Genomic DNA, 25220 nt, shown 5'->3' with positions numbered 1-25220 from the left:
CGCACGCAGGGACCTTATTGTGATGCTCAGGGCATGCCGCGCTGGCTCCAATTCTTAGAGGGTAAGCGTGTAAGTCCCTGTCATTTTAATGGTCTCGAATAGTTTGCTAACGTTCTTCGGAAGTTGAGAAGCCTTGATGGATTTGCTTTCGCTGCCCTTGGGGAAGAAACTGGCGACCTTGTAGGTGGCGACTAGCTTGCTTGGCATTTTTTTAAACATATTTTTTGTTTCGGTAGTTGCACCGTTCCACCACGGCGTTCTGCCGATTTCACATTTTCCGGTAAATCTGACCCTTACTTTGTACCCGGCGGTTTTCTCGATTTTTCGGATTTCTTCGAGTGTCTTTATTAGTTTTGCTTCGAAGTTCCGGTGGTATTCTGAGTTGGAACTGGCAGACATAGGGACGAGGTTGGTGTTGTCACCGGGGCCGCCGAGCTTTTGAGGCAGAATATGCCCCTTTACATAAGTCTGCGCCTGCAGCTCCGAATAGTCCGCAAGCATTGCAATTTCCTGCAGCCCCAATAGTCGCAGAACATTTTCAACCTTTTTCTCACTGGCCAGTTTTTGAATTGTTGTTTTGCGTTTCAGGGCTGCTTGCACATCCTTTATGTCAATCAGGTCCTTGATGTCCCACTTGGTGTTAAACCGGTTAACGATTGTGCACTGGTTGGGCATAGGGCGGCTTCCGGAAGTCGATTTGAGATTATCTGTCGTGAGAATGCAGCTTACAGACTTGGCGCCAACGCTGAATTTTTCGCCCTCAAATGAGATTCTTTCGTGTTCCAAGGAAGTAATTTTTCCTGTCGCCGCCATAATAAACCGCCGAATGCTAATGCCCTTTGAGAGAATTTAGTGCGGTTGGAAGGCTAGGAAAGGAACAGCGAAACGCTGAAAGCTGCACCTGCTATTGAAGAGAGGCCATCCTACTATGTCGTCTTCGGGTGAGAGCGCTTGCGGGCATCAAAAAAGGGAGCGCAATGGCTCCCTTTTTTCCGTGCCTATCCAGATGGGTCAGCCGTCCAGCCGCACCAGCGCGTGGCGCTTCTTGCCGGCGCTCAGCTTGATCGGCGAGGTGAGCGCGCCTGCGTCGATCATCAGGCCCGCATCGGTCAGCGGCTGATCGTCGATTTTGGCGCCGTTTTCGGCGATCAGGCGCTTGGCGTCCTTGCCGGATTTGGCGAGGCCGGATTTCACGATCAGCTGCACGATCGAGATGCCGTCGCCCAGGTCCGCCGAAGACAGCGAGAGGGTGGGCAGGTCGTCACCGACGCCGCCTTTCTCAAACACTTCGCGGGCAGTGGCTTCCGCCGCCGCCGCAGCCTCGGCACCGTGGCAAAGGGTGGTGACCTCATTGGCCAGGATCACCTTGGCGGCGTTGACCTCGGATCCCGCCAGCGCGCCCAGGCGCTCGCATTCCGCGACCGGCAGCTCGGTATAGAGCTTCAAGAACCGGCCGACGTCGGCGTCGGTGGTGTTGCGCCAGAACTGCCAGAATTCATACGCGGAGAGCATGTCGCCGTTCAGCCAGATCGCGCCGCCCTGGGATTTGCCCATCTTGCGGCCGTCGGAGGTGGTCAGCAGCGGCGAGGTGAGGCCATAGACCTCATGGTCGATCACCCGGCGGGTCAGGTCGATGCCGTTGACGATATTGCCCCACTGGTCGGAGCCGCCCATCTGCAGGATGCAGCCGTAGCGGCGGTTCAGCTCCATGAAGTCGTAGGCCTGCAGGATCATGTAGTTGAATTCGAGGAAGGACAGCGACTGCTCGCGGTCGAGGCGGGATTTCACGGATTCGAACGACAGCATCCGGTTCACCGAGAAGTGGCGGCCGATGTCGCGCAGGAATTCGAGGTAATTCAGATTGTCGAGCCATTCCGCGTTGTTAAGCATAATAGCGTCGTTTTCAGCCTCCCCGTAGGTGAGGTAACTGGCAAACACCTTCTTCATTCCGGCGATGTTGGCGTCAATTTGCTCCGGCCCCAGCAGCGGGCGCTCGTCCGATCGGAACGACGGGTCGCCCACCTTGGTGGTGCCGCCGCCCATCAGGGTGATCGGTTTATGGCCGGTTTTTTGCAGCCAGCGCAGCATCATGATGTTGAGAAGATGCCCGACGTGCAGCGACTGGGCGGTGGCGTCATAACCGATATAGGCGGGCTGCACCCCGTTCAGCAGCGCCTCGTCCAGGCCCTGGTAATCGGTGCAATCGGCCAGATAGCCGCGTTCCATCATCACCGCAATGAAATCCGATTTGGGTGTGTAGGTCATGACATGCCTCGGTCTGAAGGTTTTGCACCATGCCCTATAAATCGCATTGGCGCTGGTTGGAACCTGTTTTCCCGGCAAAATATGCACTGTAGTATTGATGGCAACGGGCGGGACGGCCCGGATCCTTGGAAGGGGCAGGGCCATGAGCAAGGCCATAGCAAAAACAGGCGCAATCAGAGCGCTGGGCGCGATGAGCGGCACCTCGCTGGACGGGGTGGATGCGGCGGTGGTGGTGACAGACGGCGCGCGCATACACGGGTTTGCCGAGAGCAGTTACCGTGAGTATTCGGCGGAGGAGCGCGGCGTGCTGCGTGCTGGTCTTGGCAAATGGGCCGGGCCGGAAGTGGACGCTGCGGCTGAGGTCTGCGACGCGGCCCATGCGGCGGCGCTGGCGGAGTTTCAGGACGTGGCGATTATCGGCTTTCACGGCCAGACCCTGGCCCATGCGCCGCGGCTGCAGGGGACGCTGCAGGTGGGTGACGGCGCGGGTTTGGCTGAGAAATTGGGCAAGCCGGTGGTCTGGGATTTCCGCACTGACGATGTGGCGATGGGCGGTGAGGGCGCGCCGCTGGCGCCGTTCTTTCACTTTGCCTGTGCGAAATACATCGGCGCCGAACGGCCCCTGTGCTTCCTGAACCTCGGCGGTGTCGGCAACCTCACCTATGTGGACCCGCGGTTCGAGAGGCCGGAGGAGCCGGGCGCTCTATTGGCCTTTGACACCGGCCCGGCCAATGCGCCGGTCAACGATCTGGTGCAGGAACGCCTGGGCATTCCCTGGGATGCGGATGGCAAGGTGGCGCGCTCCGGCACCGTGGAAACCGGCGCGCTGGAGCTGTTCCTGGCCGAGCCGTATTTTGCAAGGATGCCGCCCAAGTCGCTGGACCGGAACGATTTTGCGGAGATGGTCGGGCTGGTCAATGAGCTGAGCGATGCGGATGCGGCGGCGACACTGATCGCCATGTGCGCAGCCGCTGTGGCACAAGGGATGGAGCATTGCCCGGAACCGCCAGAGATGGTGCTGGTCACCGGCGGCGGGCGGCATAATCCGGTGCTGATGGAGATGCTGCGGGTGTCGCTTGATTGCCCGGTGAAGCCTGTCGAAGATGTGGGGCTGGACGGCGACATGCTGGAGGCACAGGCCTTTGCCCATCTGGCGGTGCGGGTGGCGCGGGGGATGCCGACCTCGGCGCCTGGCACCACTGGCGTCAGCGCCTGTGTCGGCGGCGGGGTGGTCAGCGTGCCGGGGGCGTGAGCCGGAGACTTGGCGAACAAGAAACTCTGAAGTTTCTCGCCAAATTTCTTCGAAGAAATTTGTTTGGCCCTTGAAGGCCAGTCAACGGGAAAGCTGGCGGAGGTAGTCCGCTGTGAACGCCCTGTAGCCGTCCGACGTCGACTTCAGATATGCCTGCGTGATCGCATGAAACGCAGGCAACTGGTGGAAGGGCACAGTCGGGAACGAATGATGCTCGGCGTGGTAGGGCATGTTCCAGGCCAGGAAGCGCACCAGCCGGCTGGTGAGTGTGGTGCGGGAGTTCTCCAGCATATTGGAAACGGCGGGGCAGAGGCCGTGTTCTGCCAGAAGATAGGCGCGCAGGAACGGCTGGCCGATCAGCAGCGGCACAATCCACAGCCATAGAACCAATGGTGAGGCCAGCAGGCTCAGCATGGCAGCGGCGTAGAGGACCAGCAGCACCCGCGCCTCCAGCCGCATATGTGCGTGGCGGCGTTCGGGCAGGTAGGGCGCGGTGATGGTGCCAAAGGCGTTGCGCCACAGGGTGCTGCCCATGCCGCGCCAGTAGCCCCAGCCGCTAAGGTATCTGAGCCATTGGGCCAGGGTTGCGGGCCGCGGTCCATGTTCCAGTTCGGGGTCGCGTTCAGGGTCGTTGGTGAACTTGTGATGCGCCAGGTGGAAATAGCGGAACCAGGTAAAGGGCAGGGCAATGGCGAGGGCGCAGAAATGGCCTGCAGCCTCGTTCAGCCATTTGCTGCGGAAGGGTGTCTGGTGGGTGCATTCGTGACTGAGGGTGAAGAGGAATACCAGCAGTATGCCTTGCGGCAGCATCAGCAGCGGCCAAAGGGGTATTTCCAAGGCAATACCTGCGGTGCAGGCGGCGAGGGCGGCGAGGTGCAGTGCCAGATGCCGCAGGCCCGCCGCGTCGGAACGGGCCGTCAGGGCGGCCTTGGTCTCAGGCGGCAGCGACCTAATGAGCGCGGCGTGGTCTAGTTCGGCAGGCATGAGGGCAGTGTTGGATGCCCGGCGATTCGCCGCAAGGGTTGAGTCAGCCGCGCGGGATGTCGAAACCGCGGGCAGCCAGTTCAAATCCCTCGAACTCGAATCCCGGCGACACGGTACAGCTGACCAGCGTGTAACCCCCGGTGCTGCGGGCAGCCTGCCAGTGGCCCTTGGGCACGATCAGCTGCGGTGCGCCCTTGGCCAGCTCCGGGGTCAGAAGGTGGTCCTGCGCCGGGCCGTCATCAGTTGCTGACAGCGACAGAACCAGCGGTGCGCCGGCGTGATAGAGCCAGATCTCGGTAGCATCAACACGGTGCCAGTGACTGGCCTCGCCCGCCTTTAAAAGGAAGTAAATACAGGTGCCTGTGGGGCGGCCTTCGTTTTCCGCGCGCCAGGTTTCCTTGTACCAGCCGCCCTCCGGGTGCTGCTGCAGGCCCATGTGTTCGATGATCTGGTCTGCGTCCATTGCCGCTCTCCCTGCTTTGGTGCTGGTAAATCTCTATTCCAGTCATATGTTTGGGCCATGACATTCACGATCCCCTTTGACAACACCTATGCCGCCCTGCCGGGGCAGTTCTACTCCAAACTGCCGCCGCAGGCGGTAAAGGCGCCGCGGCTGGCGGCGTTCAACGAGGATCTGGCACGGGTCATGGGGATCACACCCGGTGAGACCGGCGAGATGGCAGAGGTTTTCGGCGGCAACCAGCTGCCGGAAGGGGCCGATCCGCTGGCGCAGCTTTATTCCGGGCATCAGTTCGGCACCTATAACCCGCAGCTGGGCGACGGGCGCGCGATCCTGCTGGGGGAGACGGTGGGGATGGACGGCAAGCGCCGGGATATCCAGCTGAAGGGTTCCGGCCGCACGCCGTATTCCCGGGGCGGCGACGGGCGCGCCTGGCTGGGGCCGGTGCTGCGCGAATATGTGGTGAGCGAGGCGATGCACGCGCTTGGCATCCCGACCACCCGGGCGCTGGCGGCGGTGGAGACCGGCGAGACCGTCTGGCGCGAAGGCGGGCTGCCCGGTGCGGTGCTGACCCGGGTGGCGGCGAGCCATTTGCGGGTGGGCACCTTTCAGGTGTTTGCCGCACGCGGCGACAAGGCGAGCCTGCAGCGGCTGACGGACTATGCCATTGCCCGCCATTATCCGGAAGCGGAAGGCCCGATGGGGCTCTTGCGCGCGGTGCGCGATGCGCAGTCGGAGCTGATCGCCGCCTGGATGTCCGTGGGGTTTATCCACGGGGTGATGAACACCGACAATTCCGCGATCTCCGGCGAGACCATAGACTATGGGCCCTGCGCCTTTATGGATGTCTATCACCCGCACACGGTGTTTTCCTCGATCGACCGGGGGCGGCGCTACGCCTATGCCAACCAGCCCACGATTGCGGTCTGGAACCTGGCGCAGCTGGCCACCGCGCTGATCCAGCAGATGGACGACCCGCAAGAAGGTGTCGAGGAGGCGACAGAGATTGTGCATGCCATGCCCGCGCTGACCGAGGCGGCCTGGCTGCGGCGCTTCCGGGCCAAGCTGGGGATCACCACGGAGCGGGAGGGCGATCTGGAGCTGGTCACCGCACTGCTGGGGCGGATGGCGGAGAACCAGAGCGATTTCACCAACACTTTCCGCGCCCTGACGGAAGGCACGGCGCGGGATCAGTTCACCGATCCTGCGGCTTTTGAGGCCTGGGCGGAAGACTGGCAGACCAGGCTGGAAGATGAACCTGAGCCAGAAGCGGTCATGCGCGCGGCCAATCCGGCTTTCATCCCGCGCAACCACCGGATCGAGGAGATGATCGCAGGCGCTGTGGCCGGCGACTATGCGCTGTTTCACCGGCTGAACGCGGTGCTGGCCGACCCTTACGAGGACCAGCCAGAACACAGCGATCTGCAACGTCCGCCTTTGCCGGAGGAAGTGGTGCAGGCGACATTTTGCGGAACCTGATCCCTGTGCATCTGGCTGAAAATATCCTCGGGGGTGAATTGAGCTGAAAGCTCAAGAGGGGGCAGACAGCCCCCGGCACCGACTGACGCCTGATGACCATTGTGCTTGGGGGCCTTGCAGGTCAAACTCCGCTACAGACCCGGGACGAGACGATGCCAGAAACACCCCCGCCGGACACACTGCGGTTTGCCACCTACAACATCCAGAAATGCGTCGGCCTGGATTTGCGCCGGCGGCCGGAGCGCATTCTGCAGGTGCTGGCCGGGCTGAAGGCAGATGTAGCGGTGCTGCAGGAGGCGGATAAGCGGCTGCCGCCGCGCCCGGCGGCCTTGCCGCATTTCCTGGTCGCGGAGACTGGCTGGCAAGCGGCTGATCTGGGCGGCGCGGGGTCGCTGGGCTGGCATGGCAACGCGGTTTTGTACCGCAATGGGGTGCAGTTGCGCAGCAAGGGCCATATTGCGCTGCCGGGGCTGGAGCCGCGCGGCGCGGTCTGGGTTTTGCTGGAAACAGGCTTAGGCCCGGTGCGGGTGATCGGCGCGCATTTGGGGCTGACCGGGCGGGCGCGGCGTGAGCAGATGCATGCGCTGGCCCGGGCCGCTAAGCAGGATGACGCGGCGGTGGTGCTGGCCGGGGATTTCAATGAATGGTCGCGCACCCCGGTGCTGGAGCATATCGCTCCGTCGCTGACCTTTTTGCCGCCGCGGCCCAGCTTCCCGGCGCTGCGGCCCCTGGGGGCGCTGGACCGGATCGCCCATTGCAACCGGCTGACGGCGGTGGCGCATGGGGTGCATGGCGGGCGGCCTGCGCATATTGCCTCGGACCATCTGCCGGTCTGGGCGGATCTGCGGGCGGCTTAGCGGGCAGAGCTCTCCCGCGCCCGCAGGGGCTTCAGGCTGCGCCTGACGCGCCTTGGCGGCCTTGGGCCGGGCGCTGCTGCGCAGCGCAGATTTTTCACTGCAGAGAAGCGCTTAAGGGCAAGTCTGCCCTTAAGCGCCGGGTCGATTGTATGTTCCGCCAGCACCGCGTCAAGGGCGGGCCGCGCGTGCCGCGCGGTCCCTGCGGGACCCTTGACCCGGCGCTGGCGGAAAAGGCTTAGCGCGCGCGCTGCTTCTGGCCGCGGCGCTGGGCATTGCCGGGGTTGCCGCCCTGAGGTTTGCCCTGGCTGCTGTTGCCGCCGCCGCCACGGCGGCGCTGGCCGCCGGGCTTGCCACCGCCGCGGCGTCCGCCGGGACGGCCGCCCGGTTTGCCGGCTGAAGCTGCGGGGTCGGGCATGGCTTCCCAGGCGCGGCCGGAGGCCACGGGGATGGTGATCTTCATCACCTTCTGGATTGCCTTCAGCTCTTCCATCTCATCCGGCGAGCAAAAAGCGATGGCGGCGCCATCCTTGCCCGCGCGGGCGGTACGGCCGATGCGGTGCACGTAGGCGTCCGGCACATTCGGGAGCTCGTAGTTGTAAACGTGCTTGACGTCGGGAATGTCGAGGCCGCGGGCGGCCACGTCGGTTGCCACCAGGACTTTGATGTCGCCGGATTTGAAGGCTGCAAGGGCGCGTTCGCGCTGGCCCTGGGATTTGTTGCCGTGGATGGCGGCGGCGGCAAAGCCTGCCTTGTCCAGCACCTTCATCAGCTTTTCCATGCCGTATTTGGTGCGGCCGAAAACCAGCGCGCGCTCGTCCTTGTGGTCGGCCAGCAGTTCCTTCAGCAGGCTCAGCTTTTCCGCCTTGGCGATGAAATGCACCGATTGGGTCACCTTGTCGGCGGCCTTGCCGGGGGGCGAGACTTCGATCCGCACCGGGCTTTGCAGGTAGGAGTTGGCGATCTCGTTCATCTGTTTGGGCATGGTGGCCGAGAACAGCATGGTCTGGCGTTCGGACGGCAGCAGGGCCGCGATCTTGCGCAGGGTGTGGATGAAACCGAGGTCCAGCATCTGGTCGGCCTCGTCCAGCACCAGGAAGTCGCAGGAGCCGAGGTCCAGCGCGCCGCGGTCGAGGATGTCAATGAGGCGGCCCGGGGTGGCGACCAGAATGTCGGTGCCCTTGGCGATGCGGGAGATCTGCGGATTGATGGAAACGCCGCCGACCACCAGGCCGACCTTCATCGGGGTGTTTTCGGTCAGGCCTTTCAGGGTGTCAGCGATCTGGTTTGCCAGCTCGCGCGTCGGCGCCAGAACCAGGCCGCGCACGGTATTGGCGGCGGGTTTGCGGCCGTATTGCATCATCTGCGCAATCAGCGGCACGCCGAAAGCGGCGGTCTTGCCGGTGCCGGTCTGCGCCAGGCCCAGCACGTCCTGGCCGTTGAGCGCATGCGGAATGGCGCGCGCCTGGATCGGGGTGGGGTCGTTCAGGCCCATGTCCTGGAGACGGGCGAGGAGCTTTTCGGGCAGCCCCATGGTCGAAAATTCAGTCACGTATCGTCCTTTCACGGCCCTGCACTCAGCACGGGCCGGATCCGCTGCATAGCAGCGTTTTCTTGCGGGGCAGGGACCTCGGGCGCGCGCTGGCCGGATGCCAGGCCGCTGGCCTCTGCAATCCCCACGCGTGATCTTGGGAATGGCGGCATATCACTTGACCCCGGACAATTGGTTGTGCGCATCGGGCGCGTCCGGTCTTTGGTCTCTGCTCACGCGGCAGGGAGGGATGCCTGCACGCCAAATGGCTGTGGATAAGCCGTTTGTCAACCTTTGATACGGGTGAAAAGCCTGTTTTCGCCGCAGAGTGCATCCGTTAAAGAGGAAGCCCAGAATACCGCGAGGAAGATATGCGAAAGACGATTATCGCCCGCTGCGAGGCCAAGGGGCTGCGCATGACCGGCCAGCGCCGGGTGATTGCCCAGGTGCTGCAGGACAGCGATGATCACCCGGACGTCGAGGAGCTCTATGCCCGCGCCAGCGCGAAGGATGCCGGGATTTCCATTGCCACCGTCTATCGCACTGTGAAGCTGTTCGAGGAAGCGGGCATTCTGGAGCGGCTGGAGTTCGGCGACGGGCGCGCGCGCTATGAGGATGCTGAGCGGGAGCATCACGACCACCTGATCGACATGAATACCGGCGAGGTGATCGAGTTCTGCGACCCGGAGATCGAGGAGCTGCAGGAGCGGATCGCGCGCAAGCTGGGATATGAGCTGCGCGGGCACAAGCTGGAGCTTTACGGGGTGCCGCGCAAGGCCGAATAGGGCGGCACGCCGTCTTTTGGAACGGCTGGGTGAACAGGTGGTTTCCTAGCCGGGATACGCGAAAATTCAGGCCCGGGCTGTTGCCGGAAGGCGCGACGCATCACAGATGCTGATATGTATGCTCACGTCTTGTCATGAAGCCGGGTCGGAAACGGAGTTGCCCGCGCCTGGGCGCTGATGTTTTTTGCCCGGATGGCCTGGCACGCTGCCGGACCGCAAAACGGGACGCGCGCATATGAACAACCTGCACGGCATTCTGCTGGTCATCGCCTCCATGGCCTTTTTCACGCTTGAGGATATGTTCATCAAGCAGCTGTCCGGCACCCTGCCGGTGGGGCAGATCCTGATCTGCCTTGGGCTGGGCAGCGGGCTGGTCTTTGCGGTGATGGCAAAAATGCAGGGGCACCGGATATTTGCGCCGCGGTCCTGGCGTATGCGCCCGGTGCTGCGCGCCGGGACCGAAGCTGTCTCGGCGATGGGGTTTGCCTCGGCGCTGGCGCTGGTCGATATTTCGGTTGTGGCTGCTGTTTTCCAAGCGACGCCGCTGGTCATCACCATGGGCGCGGCGCTGTTTCTGGGGGAGCAGGTCGGCTGGCGGCGCTGGCTGGCAATTTGCGTTGGCTTTGCCGGTGTGCTGCTGATCATCCGCCCGGGCCTGGATAGTTTTGAGCCTGCGGCGCTGCTGGTTGTGATTGCAGTGCTGGGGGTTGCCACGCGGGATCTGATGACGCGGGTGATGGACAGCGCGGTGCCCTCCACCGTTGTCAGCTTTCAGGCGTTCCTGGCGGTGATTCCTGCGGGGCTGCTGCTGCTGGCCTTTACCCCTGGCGAGGTGCAGGTGATGGAGCAGAATGAATACCTGATGATGGCAGGCGGCGTGCTGTTTGGTGTGCTGGGCTATTACGGCATTGTCACCGCCATGCGGGTGGGGGACGCGTCGGCGGTGACGCCATTCCGCTACACCCGGCTGCTTTTCTCGATCCTGGCGGGTGTGCTGGTCTTTGGCGAGCGGCCCGATACGCTGACGCTGACGGGGGCTGCGCTGATCATCGGATCCGGCCTCTATACCTTTGTGCGTGAGCAGCGGCTGGCAAGGCGCGCGCGCCGTGCAGATGCGGCTGCGGCCTGACGTCCCGCTTGGCAGAAATCCTCTGTCCTGTTGGCGCAAACAGCGCCTTGTTAGCCCTAACCTGCCGCTTTTATGTGTGTTAGCGGTAACGATGGCGGTTTACTTTCCGGCAGCGGCTGGTATGACGCTGGCAGCAGAACTTGCCGTTTTCAGGCCAAACCAAGGATGGACAGATGAGCACCATTATCGACATTCACGCCCGTGAGATCCTCGACAGCCGGGGCAACCCGACGGTTGAGGTCGACGTGATCCTGGAAGACGGCACCATGGGCCGCGCCGCCGTGCCCTCGGGCGCGTCGACCGGTGCCTACGAGGCGGTGGAGAAGCGCGACGGCGACACCTCCCGTTACATGGGCAAGGGCGTGCTGGAGGCGGTTGCGGCAGTGAACGGCGAGATCGCCGAGGAGCTGGTTGGCTTTGACGCTTGTGAGCAGGTCGCTGTGGACATGGCGATGATCGAGCTGGACGGCACCGAGAACAAGGGCCGCCTGGGCGCCAATGCCATTCTGGGCGTGTCGATGGCGGTGGCCAAGGCAGCAGCCGATTTCACAACCCAGCCGCTGTACCGCTATATCGGCGGCACCTCTGCCCGGGTTCTGCCGGTGCCGATGATGAACATCATCAACGGCGGCGAACACGCCGACAACCCGATCGACATTCAGGAATTCATGATCATGCCGGTGGCTGCGGACAACATCCGTGAGGCCGTGCGCATGGGGTCCGAAGTGTTCCACACCCTCAAGAAGGAACTGTCTGCCGCGGGCCTCAGCACCGGGATCGGTGACGAGGGCGGCTTTGCCCCCAACATCGGCTCCTCCCGCGAGGCGCTGGACTTCATCCTGAAGTCGATCGAGAAAGCAGGCTACAAGCCCGGCGAGGAAATCTATCTGGCGCTCGATTGCGCGGCGACCGAATACTACAAGGACGGCAAATACGTCCTGTCCGGCGAAGGCAAGTCCCTGACCTCCGAAGAAAACGCCGACTACCTGGCGGCGCTGGTCAATGACTATCCGATCATTTCCATCGAAGACGGCATGTCCGAAGACGATTGGGATGGCTGGAAGCTGCTGACCGACAAGATCGGCGACACAGTGCAGCTGGTGGGCGACGACCTGTTTGTGACCAATCCGGCGCGCTTGGCCGATGGTATTGAGCGCGGCGTGGCGAATTCGATGCTGGTGAAGGTGAACCAGATCGGCTCCCTGACCGAGACTCTGAAGGCGGTCGATATGGCCCACCGCGCGCGCTACACCAACGTGATGTCGCACCGCTCCGGCGAGACCGAGGACGCGACCATCGCAGACCTCGCCGTCGCCACCAACTGCGGCCAGATCAAGACCGGTTCGCTGGCGCGCTCTGACCGGCTCGCAAAGTACAACCAGCTGATCCGTATCGAGGAAGCGCTGGGCGAAGTGGCCGAATACGCAGGCCGTTCGATCCTGAAGTAAGGCCCTGAGGCGAAAAGACTGGCGGAAGAACCTGCCTGAAAGCCCCGCCGGTATGGCGGGGCTTTTGTCGTATGCGCCAGCCCCTTCGCACGCAGAGCAGCTGGAAGAAGACGTGTGAGCAGTCTATTGCTCCTGCGGAAGATTTCTTGAGAGGCAGAGATGCAGTCGCCCGGTCCGGAAAACCGTTATCAAGCCGCACATGCGGAGCTGCTGCTGCGGTCCTTTACGCAAGTGACAGGCCGGCAGCTGCTGGACGGGGCAGATGCCGAAGCGCTCTATCACGCGTCGTTTCCGGTACTTTCGCACAATACAGCCGCCGATCCGGTTCTGACCTACGGCAACCTGGCGGCGCAGGCGCTATGGGAGATGGGATGGGAACAGCTGACGTCGATGCCGTCGCGGCTGACGGCAGAACCTGCGCACCGGGAGCAACGGGATATGATGTTTGCCGAGATGCGGGCCAAAGGCTTCATCGGGGATTATGCCGGCGTCAGGATCAGCGCCTCTGGGCGGCGGTTTGAGATCCGCGGGGCGGTGATCTGGCCGCTGCTGGGGCCGGACGGGGTGAAGCTGGGCGAAGCAGCAACCTTCCGGGATTACGCGTTTATCTGACTTGTTATCTTCCGGAAGTTGCATGTGTGGCCCGGATCACAGACGCTCACGCTGGCGTTATGCTAATTTTCTCTTACGCGGTGTTCAGGTGCTGCGGGAAAGGGGAGAGGATCATGAAAACGCGGGTTTTGCGAAGGGCGGCGATCTGTGCGGTGCTTTCGGCGCTTATAGGATGCAGCGGGCCGGGAGCCTATCCGTTCAGCGGCCAGACCGCTTCTGCGGATGATCCTGTTCGGCAAATAAATCTCGGTGCGGAACTGCGCTGATGACGGGGGTGGAGCCTGACAGCAGGCTGCACCCGGAGATCTGGCGCCCTGACCGGGGGGAGGGCGCCAGATTGAATTCTTAACACGGGGCGGTGTAATAGGTGCCGTCGCCGCGGGAGTACGCGCACTGTTGGGACTGGTTGTTTTGCGCAACCATCGTGCCGGCAGCCGCACCGCCAAGGGCTGCGATCAAGCGCCAGTCGTCATCGGCCTTGAGCGCATCAGCGGCGATCAGACCAGCGGCGGCGCCGCCTGCCACACCGGCAACGGTGCGCTGTTCCGGGGTCAAGTTGGTACAGGCGCCCAGGCCCAGTACGGCGGAACTTGCAAGTGCAGGGATCCAGCGGAAAGTCATTTAATATCTCCATTTTCAGGTCCAGGGCAGCCGGTTTGCCGGCCGCAGACTGGACTATAACGTCAGCGTCAGGGGGATGGTTCCGCAATAATTACATTGCCCCCTGCCACTGGCGCAGACTTGCCTGACAGAGCTGACGGGCGGCGGTGTTCCGCCGGGGGGGCCGTAAGCGGGGGCTGCAGGCAAGCAACGGAAGCGGTCCGGCAGCCCGGGGGGCTGCCGGACCGCTCCGCCGTTTGCAGCGCGGTTACAGTTCCTTGGTCATCAGAATGTAATTCTTGCGCGGCTGGAAGCGGGTGCGCAGATAGAGCCGCTGGGCAGTTTCGTTGTCCCGGTCGACTTCCAGATGCAGGGCGCGCATGCCCGCGGTGGCCAGTGACTTCGGCAGTTCGGTCAGAACTTCGGTGGCAACACCGCGGCCGCGCACGGCAGGGCGGATGTACAGCTCATCGACAAAACCATCCATTCCTCCGAATTCCACCGACCAGCCGAAAGTGATGACGATATAGCCGATCGGCGCCCGGGTAGGGCCGATCAGGTAGACCGCACCATAGGGATGACCGTTCAGCAGCGGTTCGATCCCGGCGCGGCGGTGCTCGTCGCTGCTGTTCAGCCCCGATTCGGCGTGGAAGGCGGCAACCAGCGGCAGCACCGTGTCCAGGTGTTCGGGCTTGGCGAGATGCAGGGCGGCGCTCATAGGCGGGCGAGCCTTTCGGTCAGGAGTTTGAAGAAGCCGTCCGCGTCGGCATCGCCGATGAACAGAGCGTTGGGTTTACGGTCAGTGACGCCCCACCAGTCGGCGACGGTCATGCCAAGGGTGAGGGCGGAGGACGTTTCGATTTCCACATTCACATGGCGGCCGGAGAACAGCTCCGGTTGCAGCAGCCAGGCAATGACGCAGGGATCATGCAGCGGGCCGCCCTCGGATCCGTATTTCTCCACGTCGAAACGCTCAAAGAAGTCGAGCATTTCGGCGGTGAAACGGCCGACCCTGCTGTCCAGCGCACGGATCGCTTCGACGCGCGGTTTGGTCGCCAGCACCTTATGTGTCACATCAAGCGGCATGACGGTAATGGGAGCGCCGGATCTGAACACGATTTCAGCGGCTTCCGGGTCGACATAGATGTTGAATTCAGCCGCTGGGGTGATGTTGCCGACCTCGAAGTAGGCGCCGCCCATCAGCACGATCTCCTGCACCCGGTCGATGATGTCCGGGGCGGTGTTGAAGGCGGCAGCGATATTGGTGAGCGGCCCCAGTGCGCAAAGGGTTACGGTGGCTGGCGCGTGGCTGCGCAGGGTGTCTATGATGAAATCGACGCCGTGGCCCTCGGCCAGGGGCATCTGCGGTTTCCACAGGTCCGGGCCGTCGAGGCCGGTCTGGCCGTGGACATGTTCGGCAGTGATCAGCGGACGGGCGAGCGGCGCCTTGCTGCCTGAGTAAACAGGCACATCTGTATGCCCTGCAACTTCGCAGACAATGCGGGCGTTTTTGCTGGTCAGCTCCAGCGGCACATTGCCGGCAACACAGGTGATGCCGAGCAGGTCGAGTTCCTCCGGGCTGGCCAGCGCCAGCAGGATGGCGGCGGCGTCATCCTGCCCTGGATCGGTGTCGATGATAATTTTCCTGGCGCTCATGACTGTCTCCGCTGGCCGTGAACCGCGAGACTACGCGCTGTTGCGGCCGGATTGAACCGCTGCCGCACACGTCCACGAAAATTTCCGGAGGTTTTCGGCGGCGGGCAGTTACAGGCTTCCCGGCAGCGGTGCCACCGGGGTTTGAGTATTTGGGGAAAGATGAAAAATGCGGGCGCGGTCAGGCGCGCTCGTCTGCCTTCACCGCGTCCCAAAGCGCATCCATTTCCGCCAGGTCGCTGTCTTCGGGGCGTTTGCCACGGGCGGCAAGCTTGGCCTCGACGCCCTCAAACCGGCGGGTGAATTTGGCGTTGGCGGCGCGCAGAGCGGCTTCGGGTTCAACGCCAAGGTGGCGGCCAAGGTTTGCCATCACGAACAGGAGGTCGCCGAATTCTTCTTCAACTTCAGCGTGGGAGAGGCTGTCGCGGGCCTCGACCAATTCGGCGCACTCTTCGGTGATTTTGGCGATGACGTTGTCCGCTGACGGCCAGTCAAAGCCGACGCGGGCGGCGCGTTTCTGCAGCTTGTAGGCGCGCAGAAGTGCGGGCAGGCCAACCGCCACGCCGTCCAGCGTTCCCTTTTGTTTTTTACCTGCGCGCTCTGCGGCCTTGATTGCCTCCCAATCCTGCGTCTGCTGTTCCGCGGATTTCTCGCGGGACTCGCTGCCGAACACATGCGGATGGCGGGAGACCATTTTGTCCGACATGGTCCGGACCACGTCCTGGAATGTGAAATGGCCCGCCTCCTCAGCCATCCGGGCGTGGAAGACGGATTGGAACAAGAGGTCGCCCAGTTCCCCCTTTAGCTCATCCCAGGCCTCGCGCTCGATAGCGTCGGCAACTTCGTAAGCCTCTTCAATGGTATAGGGGGCGATGGTAGCGAAATCCTGTTCGATGTCCCATGGGCAGCCGGTGTTGGGGTCGCGCAGGCACGCCATGATCTTCAAGAGGCGTTCGATGCCTGCGGAGGGGTCGTGGATCAGGTCTGTTTCTTGCATTGCGGCTGCTCTTTTTCCGGTGTCAGATGCATCATCCCGAGTCTGGAGCAGGAGTCCACCCCGATGCCCGTTGTGAACCGTATTGCCGATTACGCCGAGGAGATGAAGGCCTGGCGGCGGCATCTGCATCAGATCCCGGAACTGGCGCTGGATCTGCCCAAGACGGCGGGTTTCGTGGCGGAGCGTCTGCGGGAGTTCGGGGTTGATGAGCTGCATGAAGGGATCGCGCAGACCGGTATGGTGGCGATCATCAACGGGCAGGGCGAAGGGCCGACCATCGGGCTGCGCGCTGACATGGATGCGCTGCCAATCCCGGAGGAAACCGGGGCGGAATATGCCTCCGGCCATGCAGGCAACATGCATGCCTGCGGCCATGACGGCCATACCGCGATGCTGCTGGGGGCGGCAAAGTACCTGGCGGAGACGCGGAATTTCAAAGGCCGGGTGGCGCTGATCTTTCAGCCCGCGGAGGAGGCGATCGGCGGCGCCCGCATCATGGTCGAAGAAGGCATCATGGAGCGCTTCGGCATCGGGGAGGTCTATGCGCTGCACAATGCGCCGGGCCTGCCGGAGGGGCATTTCCTGACCACGCCGGGGGCGCTGATGGCTGCCGTTGATACCTTCCACATCCATATTCAGGGCAAGGGCGGCCACGGCGCCATGCCGCATGAGACCCGCGACCCGGTGATGGCGGCCTGCGGCATGGCCCAGGCGATCCAGACCATCGTCAGCCGCAACCACCACACGCTGGAGGATCTGGTGGTCTCGGTCACCCAAATCCACACCGGCAGCACTGACAACGTGATCCCTGACACCGCCTATATCAACGGTACGGTGCGGACTTTTAATCCGGAGGTGCAGAAGATGGTGATGCGGCGGATGAAGGAGATTGTGGCGGGGCAGGCGGCCAGCTATGGCGTCGAGGCAGAGCTGGAGTATGAGATCGGCTATCCGGCCACCATCAACGATGCGGAAAAGACCGCATTTGCAGTGGAAGTCGCCAGGGAGATCTCCGGCGAGGATACCGTCAACTCCGATGGCGGGCGCGAAATGGGGGCCGAGGATTTCGCCTATATGCTGCAGGTGCGCCCGGGATCCTACCTGTTCCTGGGGCAGGGCGACAGTGCCGGGCTGCATCATCCGAAATATGACTTCAATGACGAGATTGCGCCGGTGGGGGCATCCTTTTTTGCCCGCCTGGTGGAACGGGCGCAACCGTTGAACAGCTGAGGCGCGGCGCGCCTGCACCACTCACGCGGGCAGAGCCGCGGCGGCGGTCTCCGCCCTTTGACACGGGCGGTGCAGGTGCTATTGCCGGGACATGCGGCGGCGGAGCTTACCGCCTTCTTTGCTGGAACGTGAGAGACAATGACTGACTTCAACCAACCGATCAGCGGTAACGACCTGGCGCGGTTTTCCGGGCCGAACACCTTTATGCGGCTGCCGCAGGCGACCTCGCTGGAGGGATTGGATGTGGCAGTGCTGGGTGTGCCGATGGATATTGGCACCTCCTGGCGGTCAGGCACGCGGTTCGGCCCCAAGCAGATCCGCGCCGAGAGCGCGATGCTGCGGCCCTATAACATGGCTACGGGGGCGGCGCCGTTTGACAGCCTGAACATTGCGGATATCGGCGATCTGGCGATCAACACGTTCTCGCTGCCGGAATCGCTCCGGATTATTGAGGATAGCTATGATGCGATCCTGTCAGGCGGGGTGATCCCGGTGGCGATGGGCGGGGATCATTCGATCACCCTGCCGATCCTGCGCGCGATTGCCAAGAAACACGGTCCCGTGGCGCTGGTGCATGTGGATGCGCATGCGGATGTGAACGACGAGATGTTCGGCGAGCGCGAAACCCATGGCACCGTGTTCCGGCGCGCCTATGAGGAAGGGCTGATTGTCCCGGACAAGACCTATCAGATCGGCATCCGCGGCACCGGTTATGCCGCCACCGATTTTTCCGAGGCGCAGGGCTGGGGGTTCCAGCACTTCCCGGCGCAAGAGCTGTGGAACCGATCGCTGCATCAGATGGGTGCGGAAATTCGCCGCGATATCGGCGATAGGCCGGTCTATGTGTCCTATGATATCGATAGTCTGGACCCGGCCTATGCGCCGGGCACCGGCACGCCGGAAATCGGCGGGCTGACCACGCCGCAGGCGCTGGAGCTGATCCGGTCGCTGAAGGGGGTCAACATCGTGGGCTGCGACCTGGTGGAAGTGTCGCCGCCTTATGATCCCTCGGGCAACACCGCCCTGGTGGGCGCCAACCTGCTCTATGAGCTGTTGTGCGTGCTGCCGGGCGTGGCAACGAGATAAGCGGTCCGGCCTGAGCGTTAGGCCGGGGGAGGGCCGCGCAGGGAGGAGGCAAGGGTTGACCTTGAAACCGCATTGAAGCGGCTGATGCTGCTGGGCTGGCTGCTGCTGGCTGCCGTTGTCGCCGGACTGGGGTTTATCCGGCTGGCGCCAAGCGACCCGCTGGACTGGAATACGCAGCCGGAGCTGAGTGAAGACAAGGAGTTCCGCGGGGGCGTGTTCCGGGTGGTGCGCACCGGGCCGGACGGGCTGGAGCGGTTCCACCGCATCGCCAGCCACGCGCCGCGCACCAGCGTGCTGGCGGGCGGGCCGCAGGACGGCATGGTGACCTATATCACCCGCACCCAGGTTCTGGGTTTTCCCGACTACACCACCGCGGCGCAGGACGGCGATTTGCTGAAGGTCTATGCCCGGCTACGGTTCGGCCGGTCCGATCTGGGCGCCAACAAGGAGCGGATCAACACCTGGCTGGCAGAGATGGAAGCGGTGCCGCAGGCTGTTTCTGCCGGGGAGTAAGCAGGCGCTCCCGCCGGTTCGCGGGCTCTTCCGCCTTTGGCGCCAGAGCCTTGGGTTTAGCTGAGGCGCGTTTCAGGGGGAGGGCCGCCCGCTCTTGACCTGACGTTCGTAGTGAAACCAGTTGAGAGGATGGAAATCCTGCGCGGCCGGACGCAGGTAACCGATGTTTCCGACTGACTGTCGGGGAAAACCGTGGCAGGTTTGTTCTAAACTCCAAAATCAAGTGGCGTGATCGCCGCTCAGGCCGGAACAGAGCAGGCCTGCCGCCAGATGGAGTGAGCCCATCCAAGGAAGGGGGTGCCAGTTGGAAAGTATTGCGGTTCTCGATCTTGGCGGCGGCACAAGGATACATTGCAAGGGCTTTGAGGCGGCTGTGTCCAAATGGACCCAGAACTACTCAGCCATTGAAGAGGCGACAATCGATGTTTTCTTTCACGTTGGGCTGGGCATTGTTGTGGTGACCTACCGCTACGACAGTGAGGCCGAAAACTGGGTGAAAGCGAGATAAGGCTTTGCAGCCGATTGATCGTCGAGCGGCCTGCAATGAAAATTGAACTAAAAGTAATGCAGGCCGCTCTGGCCCGTTCCTGATCCTTCAATAGGTGAACGGGATGACAGGGTACATAGAGCGAAAGTGGAATGTGTCCAGCACTGGTGGGCTGCCTGGCGGTCTGCCTGACCTATCTGTGTTTTTGCACGGCTGCGATTTGTCTGATCAAAGATGCGGCATGCCGAATGACGCGCTGGACATGCCAGGCTGCGGTGCAAGCGACGCTGATAGGCAGCTGCTTTGCACCTCCCGCCACATCGGCACGTTCAGCGACATCTGGCATTGCGCCATGAACATGCGGCCGTCGACTTGCAGGCATCGCAGCTCCCCAAGTTCCACGCGGGAACCGGACTTGTCTGTGCAGTAGCAGTCGATGGTCTTGCCGCCGGGTCCTTTCACGTCCGCCAGCCCAAGGCTCGGCAGGGTGAGAAGGATTGTGGCAATAAGGACTCTGGCATGTCGCATGGCTCTAGCATATCACATGGGGGTCATTTGGCCAAAACATGAACAACAATAGGCGTGCCCATGGTTCCCGATGAACGGCTGGAACAGATCCTGCAGCGGTTTCAGTATCTTGAAGCTGCTATGGCGGACGGTGCCGGGGGCGGGGATATTGCGGCGCTGGCCAAGGAGTATTCCGACCTGCGCCCGGTCGCGGAACAGGTGACGGCCTACCGCAAGCTGCTGGGCGATCTGGAAGAGGCGGAAGCGATGCTGGCTGATCCGGATATGAAGGATCTGGCGGCGGAGGAGATCCCGGAGCTGAAGGCGGCCATTCCTGAAGCGGAGCATGCGCTGCGACTGGCCTTGTTGCCAAAGGACGCGGCTGACAGCCGCCCGGCGATGCTGGAGATCCGCCCCGGCACCGGCGGCGATGAGGCCGCGCTGTTTGCCGGCGACCTCTTGCGGATGTACCAGCGCTATGCCGAAGCGCAGGGCTGGAAGTTCGATATTATCGAGGAGCAGGTGACCGAACTGGGCGGGATCAAGGAGGTGGTGGCCCATATCAAGGGTGACAACGTTTTTGCCCGGCTGAAATATGAATCCGGCGTACACCGGGTGCAGCGGGTGCCCGCGACTGAAAGCGGCGGGCGCATTCATACTTCGGCGGCCACCGTGGCGGTGCTGCCGGAAGCGGTGGATGTGGATATTCACATTGATGCAAATGACATCCGCATCGACACCATGCGCGCCTCGGGCGCAGGCGGGCAGCATGTCAACACCACTGACTCCGCGGTCCGGATCACCCACCTGCCCACGGGTCTGGTGGTGACCTCTTCGGAGAAGTCCCAGCACCGCAACCGCGAGATCGCCATGCAGGTGCTGAAGACCCGGCTTTATGATCTGGAGCGGCAGCGGATCGACAGCGAGCGTTCGGCCGATCGCGCAAGCCAGGTGGGCTCAGGCGACCGGTCGGAACGTATCCGCACCTATAATTTTCCGCAGGGCCGCATGACCGATCACCGGATCAATCTGACGCTTTACAAGCTGGACCAGGTAATGGGCGGAGATCTGGACGAAATAATCGACGCGCTGACCGCGGACAATCAGGCCCGGCTGCTGGCCGAGATGGGGCAATGAGCATGGCAGAGACCGCGGCACAGGCGATGGCGGCAGCAACAGCCAAGCTCCGGGCGGCCGGAGTGCAAGACCCGGCGCGGGATGCACGCGTGCTGCTGGCCCATGCGGCCCGGATCGAGGCCAGCCGGGTGACGCTGATAGCTCCCGAGGAGCTGGCGACAGAGGTGGCGGAACGCTATGAGCAACTGATTGCCCTGCGTGCTGTGCGGGTGCCGGTGTCGCATCTGATCGGCGAGCGGGAGTTTTATGGCCGCCGGTTCAAGGTGTCACGCGATGTGCTGGACCCGCGCCCGGAGACCGAGATCCTGATTGAGGCGGCGCTGGCGGAACCGTTTGAACGGGTGCTGGACTTGGGTGTCGGCTCTGGCTGCATTCTGGTGACTCTGCTGGCAGAGCGGCAGGAGGCCACCGGGCTGGGCGTTGACATCAGCGAGGCGGCCTGCCTGCAGGCCAGCGCCAACGCGGTGCTGCACCGGGTTGAGGCGCGCGCCGATATCCAGACATCGGATTGGTTCGAACAGATCGCGGGTCAGTTCGACCTGATAGTGTCCAACCCGCCCTATATCGCGCTGGATGAGATGGAGGGGCTGTCCGCAGAGGTGCGCGGGCATGAGCCGGGCATCGCCCTGACAGACGGCGGCGACGGACTGGGGGCCTACCGGCAGATTGCTGCGCAGGCAGCCGCGCATCTGGCGCCGGGGGGACGGCTGCTGCTGGAAATCGGTCCGACGCAGGGGCCTGCGGTTAGCGCACTGCTGGAGGCGGCAGGTTTCAACGGCATTGCGGTGCTGCCGGATCTTGACGGGCGCGACCGTGTGGTGAGGGCCCATTCTCTCTCAAATCGCGGATTTTAACGCGAAAATCTGCGGATTCGGGTCAAAAAACACAGAAAATCCGCTTGGCCCCCTTGTCTGCGCTCCCGTAACATGGTTACTCAAGATGAGCCGTATAGAGGTGAACGCTTTACGAGCATTCCCGCGGCATCAAGCCCAAAAAAGCTAACGATCCGGCGCTGAGGCGCGCTGCACAGGGTCAACGGCGCATTAACTCAAGGCTTATGATAGGCATATGAGATCGTCCAAATCACGCTCACGCTCCAAGTCGAACCGGAATCGCCCGAACGGCGCCAATGTGGTCAACCGGGTGTTCGACAGCTCCGGTCCCGAAGGCAAGGTGCGCGGAACCCCGCAGCAGATCATTGACAAGTACAATCAGCTGGCCCGCGATGCGCAGCTGGCCAATGACCGTGTTGCGGCAGAGAATTTTCAGCAGCACGCAGAGCATTACCTGCGGATGCTGAACGAAGCGCAGCGCGAGATCGAAGCGCGCCGCGAAGAGCAGGAACGCCAGAACCGGGAGCGCCAGGCCGAGCGTGACCGCGAACGCGCAGAGAGGCTGGAACGCCAGGAGCGTGAGGCAGCGGCCTCTGCGCCGGCGGAAAGCGATCCGGCCAGCGACCCGCAGCCGGAGGTGATTGATCCGCGCGGCGACAATGGCAATGGTCAGGACAGCGGCCTGGTGGAAACGCCGGAAAGCAAAAGCACGGCTTCACCGGAAGCCGGCGGCGAGGCGGCTCCGAAGAAGGCCCCGGCCCGCAAGCCGCGCACCCGCAAGCCTGCGGCAAAGACGGAAGGTGCAGGTGAAGGCGGCGAGGCAGAAGCGCCGAAGAAGCCCAGCCGCGCACGCGCCAAACCCAAGCCGAAGGCAGAGGAAGGCCCGGCGGAAGCGGCTGAATAAGCCTCCGGACAAAGACAGAAAAAGAACCCCGGTGCCAGCGGCCCCGGGGTTTTTTACTGCCCAAGGCCGGGAGCGGGCCGGCAGAGAGCTGCGGAGCCTACCAAAAGACCGGATTGTTCAGAGCCGGGACGCAGTGTGCACGGCCGCGCAGAGGCGCAAAGTCTGCGCCAGTCAGGGATTGCGCCTGCCAGCCTTCGGGATGGCTGAGAGGCTGCGGCGCAGCGGCCTGGTCCTGGGTGATTTGCTGGAAGCCGGTCTTGCAGTAGTAGGCAGGATCGCCATAGGTCACGGCAGCATCAGCGCCGTGATTGCGCATAGCATTCAGCCCGTAAGCAATCAGCGCCTGCCCGATGCCTTGGCCCTGATGCCCCGTCAGGACGGCGACCGGGGAAAGGATGAATACGGTGCGGCTGTCCTGGCCATAGCGCAGCCGGGTAAACAGGATGCACCCCCTGAGGCGGCCGCTGTCCCTGGCTGAAAAGGCAAAGAGATCCCCGGCCGCTGTGGACGCAAACATGTCCTGCACCAGGGCGGAGATAAGATCGCCTTCGCTTTCGCCCTCCGACGCGGCAAAGACGGACCGGAAGAGGCCGGTGATTTCCGGGATACGGTCCTTGTAGTCTGCAGAGAACTGCATCGGTTGCCCCTTGCCACGGAGATTGACTGGTACAGGCAGAATAGCCCGCCTGCGCAGATAGCAGTCAAGGTGCAGGGCAAAGAGTGCTGCGTGGAAAGGGCGTTCAGCCTTCGTGGCCGAGCACCCTGAGATAGCGGCGGACAGCCTCGGGGAAGCCCAGCATCAAGGCATCTGCGGTCAGGCCATGGCCGATGGAAACCTCTGCCAGATCGGGGACCGCCTGACGCAGGCCGGGCAGGTTTTCCACCGTCAGGTCGTGGCCCGCGTTCATCATCAGCCCGCCAAGGGCACGGGCCGCATTTGCGGTGTCCCGAATCTTGTCCAGTTCACGCGCGGTGGCCTCTGGGCCGGTCTGATCTGCGTAGGGGCCGGTGTAGAATTCGATCCGGTCGGCGCCTGCCCGCATCGCCAGCGCCGGGTCGGCTGGATTGGTGTCCACAAAATAGGAAACCCGGATGCCGGCCGCCTTGAACTCCTGTGCGATAGGCAAAAGCATGTCACCGTCTGCGGCAAAGTCCCAGCCATGGTCGGAGGTGGATTGCTCCGGCGTGTCGGGGACCAGAGTCACCTGATGCGGTTTGTTTTCCAATACCAGGTCGATGAAATGGCGTGTCGGGTAGCCCTCGATGTTGAATTCTGCCTGCGGGAATTCCTCGGCGATCAGCCGGGACAAGGCCGGCAGGTCGGAAAAGCGGATGTGGCGCTCATCCGGGCGCGGGTGCACGGTGATGCCGTGGGCGCCGGCCTGCAGGATGGCACGGGAAAGATCGATCAGATCCGGCCACGGCACTTCTCGCCGGTTGCGCAGATAGGCGACGGCGTTGACGTTCACGGAAAGAAGGGTCGGGCGTGAGGCAACTGCTTGGGTCATCTGGAAATCAGGCTCCGGCAAAGTATCGGGGAGGGAGGGTCAGGCCTTGGCGACTTCGCGCGCCAGCGTGCAGAAAGCCTCAAGGCTCACCTGTTCGGCGCGTTCGGTGGGCGGGATGCCGGCCGCGGTCAGATGCGCCTCGATATCGGGCGATATTCCTTTGAGCGACGCGCGCAGCATCTTGCGGCGCTGGTTGAACGCGGCGGCCACGACGCGGGACAGGACCGCCGCATCGGCTTCGAACCGCGGCGCTGGCAAGGCATCCAAATGAACCACGGCGCTGGACACCTTGGGCGGGGGGGTGAAGGCACCGGGGGGCAGAGACAGCACAATGCGGGCATCGGCCCGCCACTGGGACAGGATTGCCAAGCGGCCATAAGCCTTGGTGCCGGGCTGTGCCACGATGCGCTCTGCCACCTCGCGCTGGAACATCAGGGTGAGGCTCTGCCAGAACGGCGGCCATTCCTTGGGGGTGAGCCAGCGCACCAAGAGTTCGGTGCCGACGTTGTAGGGCAGGTTGGCGGCGATGCGGATTGGCGGGGCCAGATGGGCCAGCGGGTCGATCTCCAGCGCGTCGCCGTTGATCACTTCGAAGCGGCCCGGGTAGGCGTCGGCAATCTCCTGCAACGCAGGCAGGCAGCGCTGGTCCTTTTCCACAGCCAGCACGCGGCGGGCGCCCTCAGCCAGCAGGCCGCGGGTAAGGCCGCCGGGGCCGGGGCCGATTTCCAGCACGTCGCAGCCGCTAAGGTCGCCGGCCTGCCGCGCGATCTTGGCGGTGAGGTTCAGATCCAGGAGAAAGTTCTGGCCCAGCGACTTGCGGGCGGACAGCTGATGCGTTGCGATCACTTCGCGCAAAGGGGGAAGACTGTCTATGGCGCTCATATCATCTGGACCCTGGGACAAGGCGCGGGCGGGGCGCCGGAATTTTCATGCCTGCGGCGGGGATATTTCCCGCCCAAGGAAGAA

At 63.1% G+C, this 25220-nt stretch carries 27 protein-coding genes; 14 read left to right on the top strand and 13 right to left on the bottom strand.

The window, feature by feature from the left end; all coding sequences use genetic code 11:
• Positions 1-54: 54 nt before the first annotated feature.
• On the bottom strand, positions 55-813 hold the full coding sequence (locus AC5STB_RS18910) for a DNA/RNA non-specific endonuclease (protein WP_495444327.1): 759 nt from the start codon (positions 811-813) through the stop codon (positions 55-57).
• 198 nt (positions 814-1011) lie between these two features.
• Positions 1012-2265, bottom strand: coding sequence for a tyrosine--tRNA ligase (gene tyrS / locus AC5STB_RS18905; protein ID WP_495444326.1), 1254 nt, complete (start codon positions 2263-2265; stop codon positions 1012-1014).
• Between the two features lie 142 nt (positions 2266-2407).
• Here tyrS and AC5STB_RS18900 point away from each other — a divergent pair, with 142 nt between their 5' ends.
• Positions 2408-3517, top strand: a complete 1110-nt coding sequence (locus AC5STB_RS18900) for an anhydro-N-acetylmuramic acid kinase (RefSeq protein WP_495444325.1) — start codon at positions 2408-2410, stop codon at positions 3515-3517.
• An 81-nt stretch (positions 3518-3598) separates the two neighbouring features.
• Here AC5STB_RS18900 and AC5STB_RS18895 read toward each other — a convergent pair whose 3' ends face one another.
• Together AC5STB_RS18895 and AC5STB_RS18890 are read right to left on the bottom strand one after the other, a co-directional pair.
• Entirely contained in the window at positions 3599-4501 is a 903-nt protein-coding gene (locus AC5STB_RS18895; protein WP_495444324.1) for a fatty acid desaturase, read from the bottom strand.
• Positions 4502-4544: 43 nt separating this feature from the next.
• Positions 4545-4964, bottom strand: a complete 420-nt coding sequence (locus AC5STB_RS18890) for a cupin domain-containing protein (RefSeq protein WP_495444323.1) — start codon at positions 4962-4964, stop codon at positions 4545-4547.
• A 57-nt stretch (positions 4965-5021) separates the two neighbouring features.
• On the opposite strand from AC5STB_RS18890, the gene AC5STB_RS18885 reads away from it, so the two are divergent.
• Both AC5STB_RS18885 and AC5STB_RS18880 read left to right on the top strand, forming a co-directional pair.
• Entirely contained in the window at positions 5022-6440 is a 1419-nt protein-coding gene (locus AC5STB_RS18885; protein ID WP_495444322.1) for a protein adenylyltransferase SelO, read from the top strand.
• A 152-nt stretch (positions 6441-6592) separates the two neighbouring features.
• Positions 6593-7297, top strand: a complete 705-nt coding sequence (locus AC5STB_RS18880; RefSeq protein ID WP_495444321.1) for an endonuclease/exonuclease/phosphatase family protein — start codon at positions 6593-6595, stop codon at positions 7295-7297.
• Between the two features lie 235 nt (positions 7298-7532).
• Here the strand turns inward: AC5STB_RS18880 and AC5STB_RS18875 are convergent, their stop codons facing one another.
• A complete protein-coding gene (locus tag AC5STB_RS18875) occupies positions 7533-8846 on the bottom strand; it encodes a DEAD/DEAH box helicase (RefSeq protein WP_495444320.1) in 1314 nt (437 codons plus the stop codon).
• A 350-nt stretch (positions 8847-9196) separates the two neighbouring features.
• Between AC5STB_RS18875 and AC5STB_RS18870 the strand changes: the two genes are divergently transcribed.
• From AC5STB_RS18870 to AC5STB_RS18855, 4 genes are all read left to right on the top strand, one after another.
• Positions 9197-9610: a Fur family transcriptional regulator gene (locus AC5STB_RS18870; protein ID WP_495444319.1), complete on the top strand. Its 414-nt coding sequence runs from the start codon at positions 9197-9199 to the stop codon at positions 9608-9610.
• Between the two features lie 235 nt (positions 9611-9845).
• A complete protein-coding gene (locus AC5STB_RS18865; RefSeq protein ID WP_495444318.1) occupies positions 9846-10739 on the top strand; it encodes a DMT family transporter in 894 nt (297 codons plus the stop codon).
• A 173-nt stretch (positions 10740-10912) separates the two neighbouring features.
• Positions 10913-12187, top strand: a complete 1275-nt coding sequence (eno, locus tag AC5STB_RS18860) for a phosphopyruvate hydratase (RefSeq protein ID WP_495444317.1) — start codon at positions 10913-10915, stop codon at positions 12185-12187.
• Positions 12188-12346: 159 nt separating this feature from the next.
• The gene (locus AC5STB_RS18855) at positions 12347-12799 is read left to right on the top strand and encodes an MEKHLA domain-containing protein (RefSeq protein WP_495444316.1); all 453 of its coding nucleotides are present in this window, start codon (positions 12347-12349) and stop codon (positions 12797-12799) included.
• A gap of 345 nt (positions 12800-13144) precedes the next feature.
• Here the strand turns inward: AC5STB_RS18855 and AC5STB_RS18850 are convergent, their stop codons facing one another.
• From AC5STB_RS18850 to mazG, 4 genes are all read right to left on the bottom strand, one after another.
• Complete coding sequence (locus AC5STB_RS18850; RefSeq protein ID WP_495444315.1) at positions 13145-13420, bottom strand: glycine zipper 2TM domain-containing protein; 276 nt, start codon at positions 13418-13420, stop codon at positions 13145-13147.
• 247 nt (positions 13421-13667) lie between these two features.
• Positions 13668-14117: a GNAT family N-acetyltransferase gene (locus AC5STB_RS18845; RefSeq protein ID WP_495444314.1), complete on the bottom strand. Its 450-nt coding sequence runs from the start codon at positions 14115-14117 to the stop codon at positions 13668-13670.
• Positions 14114-15055 (bottom strand): nucleoside hydrolase, encoded by a 942-nt coding sequence (locus AC5STB_RS18840; RefSeq protein WP_495444313.1) that lies wholly within the window; start codon positions 15053-15055, stop codon positions 14114-14116. The genes AC5STB_RS18845 and AC5STB_RS18840 overlap by 4 nt, the downstream gene beginning before the upstream one ends.
• Before the next feature lie 178 nt (positions 15056-15233).
• Positions 15234-16049 carry a nucleoside triphosphate pyrophosphohydrolase gene (gene mazG / locus AC5STB_RS18835; protein WP_495444312.1) on the bottom strand — a complete coding sequence of 272 codons (816 nt, stop codon included), beginning with the start codon at positions 16047-16049 and terminating at the stop codon, positions 15234-15236.
• A gap of 63 nt (positions 16050-16112) precedes the next feature.
• Here mazG and AC5STB_RS18830 point away from each other — a divergent pair, with 63 nt between their 5' ends.
• From AC5STB_RS18830 to AC5STB_RS18815, 4 genes are all read left to right on the top strand, one after another.
• A complete protein-coding gene (locus tag AC5STB_RS18830; RefSeq protein WP_495444311.1) occupies positions 16113-17279 on the top strand; it encodes a M20 aminoacylase family protein in 1167 nt (388 codons plus the stop codon).
• Positions 17280-17417: 138 nt separating this feature from the next.
• Positions 17418-18365 carry an agmatinase gene (gene speB / locus AC5STB_RS18825; RefSeq protein ID WP_495444310.1) on the top strand — a complete coding sequence of 316 codons (948 nt, stop codon included), beginning with the start codon at positions 17418-17420 and terminating at the stop codon, positions 18363-18365.
• Positions 18366-18449: 84 nt separating this feature from the next.
• Positions 18450-18878, top strand: coding sequence for a DUF1499 domain-containing protein (locus AC5STB_RS18820; RefSeq protein WP_495444309.1), 429 nt, complete (start codon positions 18450-18452; stop codon positions 18876-18878).
• Between the two features lie 304 nt (positions 18879-19182).
• Positions 19183-19386 (top strand): hypothetical protein, encoded by a 204-nt coding sequence (locus AC5STB_RS18815; RefSeq protein ID WP_495444308.1) that lies wholly within the window; start codon positions 19183-19185, stop codon positions 19384-19386.
• Positions 19387-19593: 207 nt separating this feature from the next.
• On the opposite strand, the gene AC5STB_RS18810 is transcribed toward AC5STB_RS18815, so the two are convergent.
• Complete coding sequence (locus AC5STB_RS18810) at positions 19594-19893, bottom strand: hypothetical protein (RefSeq protein WP_495444307.1); 300 nt, start codon at positions 19891-19893, stop codon at positions 19594-19596.
• Positions 19894-19953: 60 nt separating this feature from the next.
• Between AC5STB_RS18810 and prfA the strand changes: the two genes are divergently transcribed.
• The 3 genes from prfA (at position 19954) to AC5STB_RS18795 (ending at position 22746) form a co-directional block, all read left to right on the top strand.
• Positions 19954-21009, top strand: a complete 1056-nt coding sequence (prfA, locus tag AC5STB_RS18805) for a peptide chain release factor 1 (protein ID WP_495444306.1) — start codon at positions 19954-19956, stop codon at positions 21007-21009.
• Positions 21006-21863, top strand: a complete 858-nt coding sequence (prmC, locus tag AC5STB_RS18800) for a peptide chain release factor N(5)-glutamine methyltransferase (RefSeq protein WP_495444305.1) — start codon at positions 21006-21008, stop codon at positions 21861-21863. The genes prfA and prmC overlap by 4 nt, the downstream gene beginning before the upstream one ends.
• Positions 21864-22077: 214 nt before the next feature.
• Positions 22078-22746: a DUF4167 domain-containing protein gene (locus AC5STB_RS18795; protein WP_495444304.1), complete on the top strand. Its 669-nt coding sequence runs from the start codon at positions 22078-22080 to the stop codon at positions 22744-22746.
• Between the two features lie 97 nt (positions 22747-22843).
• Here AC5STB_RS18795 and AC5STB_RS18790 read toward each other — a convergent pair whose 3' ends face one another.
• The 3 genes from AC5STB_RS18790 to rsmA form a co-directional block, all read right to left on the bottom strand.
• Complete coding sequence (locus tag AC5STB_RS18790; RefSeq protein ID WP_495444303.1) at positions 22844-23383, bottom strand: GNAT family N-acetyltransferase; 540 nt, start codon at positions 23381-23383, stop codon at positions 22844-22846.
• 103 nt (positions 23384-23486) lie between these two features.
• Positions 23487-24254 carry a pyridoxine 5'-phosphate synthase gene (locus tag AC5STB_RS18785; protein WP_495444302.1) on the bottom strand — a complete coding sequence of 256 codons (768 nt, stop codon included), beginning with the start codon at positions 24252-24254 and terminating at the stop codon, positions 23487-23489.
• 39 nt (positions 24255-24293) lie between these two features.
• Positions 24294-25136, bottom strand: coding sequence for a 16S rRNA (adenine(1518)-N(6)/adenine(1519)-N(6))-dimethyltransferase RsmA (rsmA, locus tag AC5STB_RS18780; RefSeq protein ID WP_495444301.1), 843 nt, complete (start codon positions 25134-25136; stop codon positions 24294-24296).
• Between the last annotated feature and the right edge of the window lie 84 nt (positions 25137-25220).

It is taken from the genome of Leisingera sp. CC-HEC093 (assembly GCF_059429195.1).
This window is presented reverse-complemented; position numbering and strand designations above follow the sequence as displayed.

Coding starts and splice junctions, on each gene's coding strand:
- AC5STB_RS18910 (WP_495444327.1), bottom strand. CDS start 813: ATGGCGGCGACAGGAAAAATTACTTCCTTGGAACACGAAAGAATCTCA.
- tyrS (WP_495444326.1), bottom strand. CDS start 2,265: ATGACCTACACACCCAAATCGGATTTCATTGCGGTGATGATGGAACGC.
- AC5STB_RS18900 (WP_495444325.1), top strand. CDS start 2,408: ATGAGCAAGGCCATAGCAAAAACAGGCGCAATCAGAGCGCTGGGCGCG.
- AC5STB_RS18895 (WP_495444324.1), bottom strand. CDS start 4,501: ATGCCTGCCGAACTAGACCACGCCGCGCTCATTAGGTCGCTGCCGCCT.
- AC5STB_RS18890 (WP_495444323.1), bottom strand. CDS start 4,964: ATGGACGCAGACCAGATCATCGAACACATGGGCCTGCAGCAGCACCCG.
- AC5STB_RS18885 (WP_495444322.1), top strand. CDS start 5,022: ATGACATTCACGATCCCCTTTGACAACACCTATGCCGCCCTGCCGGGG.
- AC5STB_RS18880 (WP_495444321.1), top strand. CDS start 6,593: ATGCCAGAAACACCCCCGCCGGACACACTGCGGTTTGCCACCTACAAC.
- AC5STB_RS18870 (WP_495444319.1), top strand. CDS start 9,197: ATGCGAAAGACGATTATCGCCCGCTGCGAGGCCAAGGGGCTGCGCATG.
- AC5STB_RS18865 (WP_495444318.1), top strand. CDS start 9,846: ATGAACAACCTGCACGGCATTCTGCTGGTCATCGCCTCCATGGCCTTT.
- eno (WP_495444317.1), top strand. CDS start 10,913: ATGAGCACCATTATCGACATTCACGCCCGTGAGATCCTCGACAGCCGG.
- AC5STB_RS18855 (WP_495444316.1), top strand. CDS start 12,347: ATGCAGTCGCCCGGTCCGGAAAACCGTTATCAAGCCGCACATGCGGAG.
- AC5STB_RS18850 (WP_495444315.1), bottom strand. CDS start 13,420: ATGACTTTCCGCTGGATCCCTGCACTTGCAAGTTCCGCCGTACTGGGC.
- AC5STB_RS18845 (WP_495444314.1), bottom strand. CDS start 14,117: ATGAGCGCCGCCCTGCATCTCGCCAAGCCCGAACACCTGGACACGGTG.
- AC5STB_RS18840 (WP_495444313.1), bottom strand. CDS start 15,055: ATGAGCGCCAGGAAAATTATCATCGACACCGATCCAGGGCAGGATGAC.
- mazG (WP_495444312.1), bottom strand. CDS start 16,049: ATGCAAGAAACAGACCTGATCCACGACCCCTCCGCAGGCATCGAACGC.
- AC5STB_RS18830 (WP_495444311.1), top strand. CDS start 16,113: ATGCCCGTTGTGAACCGTATTGCCGATTACGCCGAGGAGATGAAGGCC.
- speB (WP_495444310.1), top strand. CDS start 17,418: ATGACTGACTTCAACCAACCGATCAGCGGTAACGACCTGGCGCGGTTT.
- AC5STB_RS18820 (WP_495444309.1), top strand. CDS start 18,450: ATGCTGCTGGGCTGGCTGCTGCTGGCTGCCGTTGTCGCCGGACTGGGG.
- AC5STB_RS18810 (WP_495444307.1), bottom strand. CDS start 19,893: ATGCGACATGCCAGAGTCCTTATTGCCACAATCCTTCTCACCCTGCCG.
- prfA (WP_495444306.1), top strand. CDS start 19,954: ATGGTTCCCGATGAACGGCTGGAACAGATCCTGCAGCGGTTTCAGTAT.
- prmC (WP_495444305.1), top strand. CDS start 21,006: ATGAGCATGGCAGAGACCGCGGCACAGGCGATGGCGGCAGCAACAGCC.
- AC5STB_RS18795 (WP_495444304.1), top strand. CDS start 22,078: ATGAGATCGTCCAAATCACGCTCACGCTCCAAGTCGAACCGGAATCGC.
- AC5STB_RS18790 (WP_495444303.1), bottom strand. CDS start 23,383: ATGCAGTTCTCTGCAGACTACAAGGACCGTATCCCGGAAATCACCGGC.
- AC5STB_RS18785 (WP_495444302.1), bottom strand. CDS start 24,254: ATGACCCAAGCAGTTGCCTCACGCCCGACCCTTCTTTCCGTGAACGTC.
- rsmA (WP_495444301.1), bottom strand. CDS start 25,136: ATGAGCGCCATAGACAGTCTTCCCCCTTTGCGCGAAGTGATCGCAACG.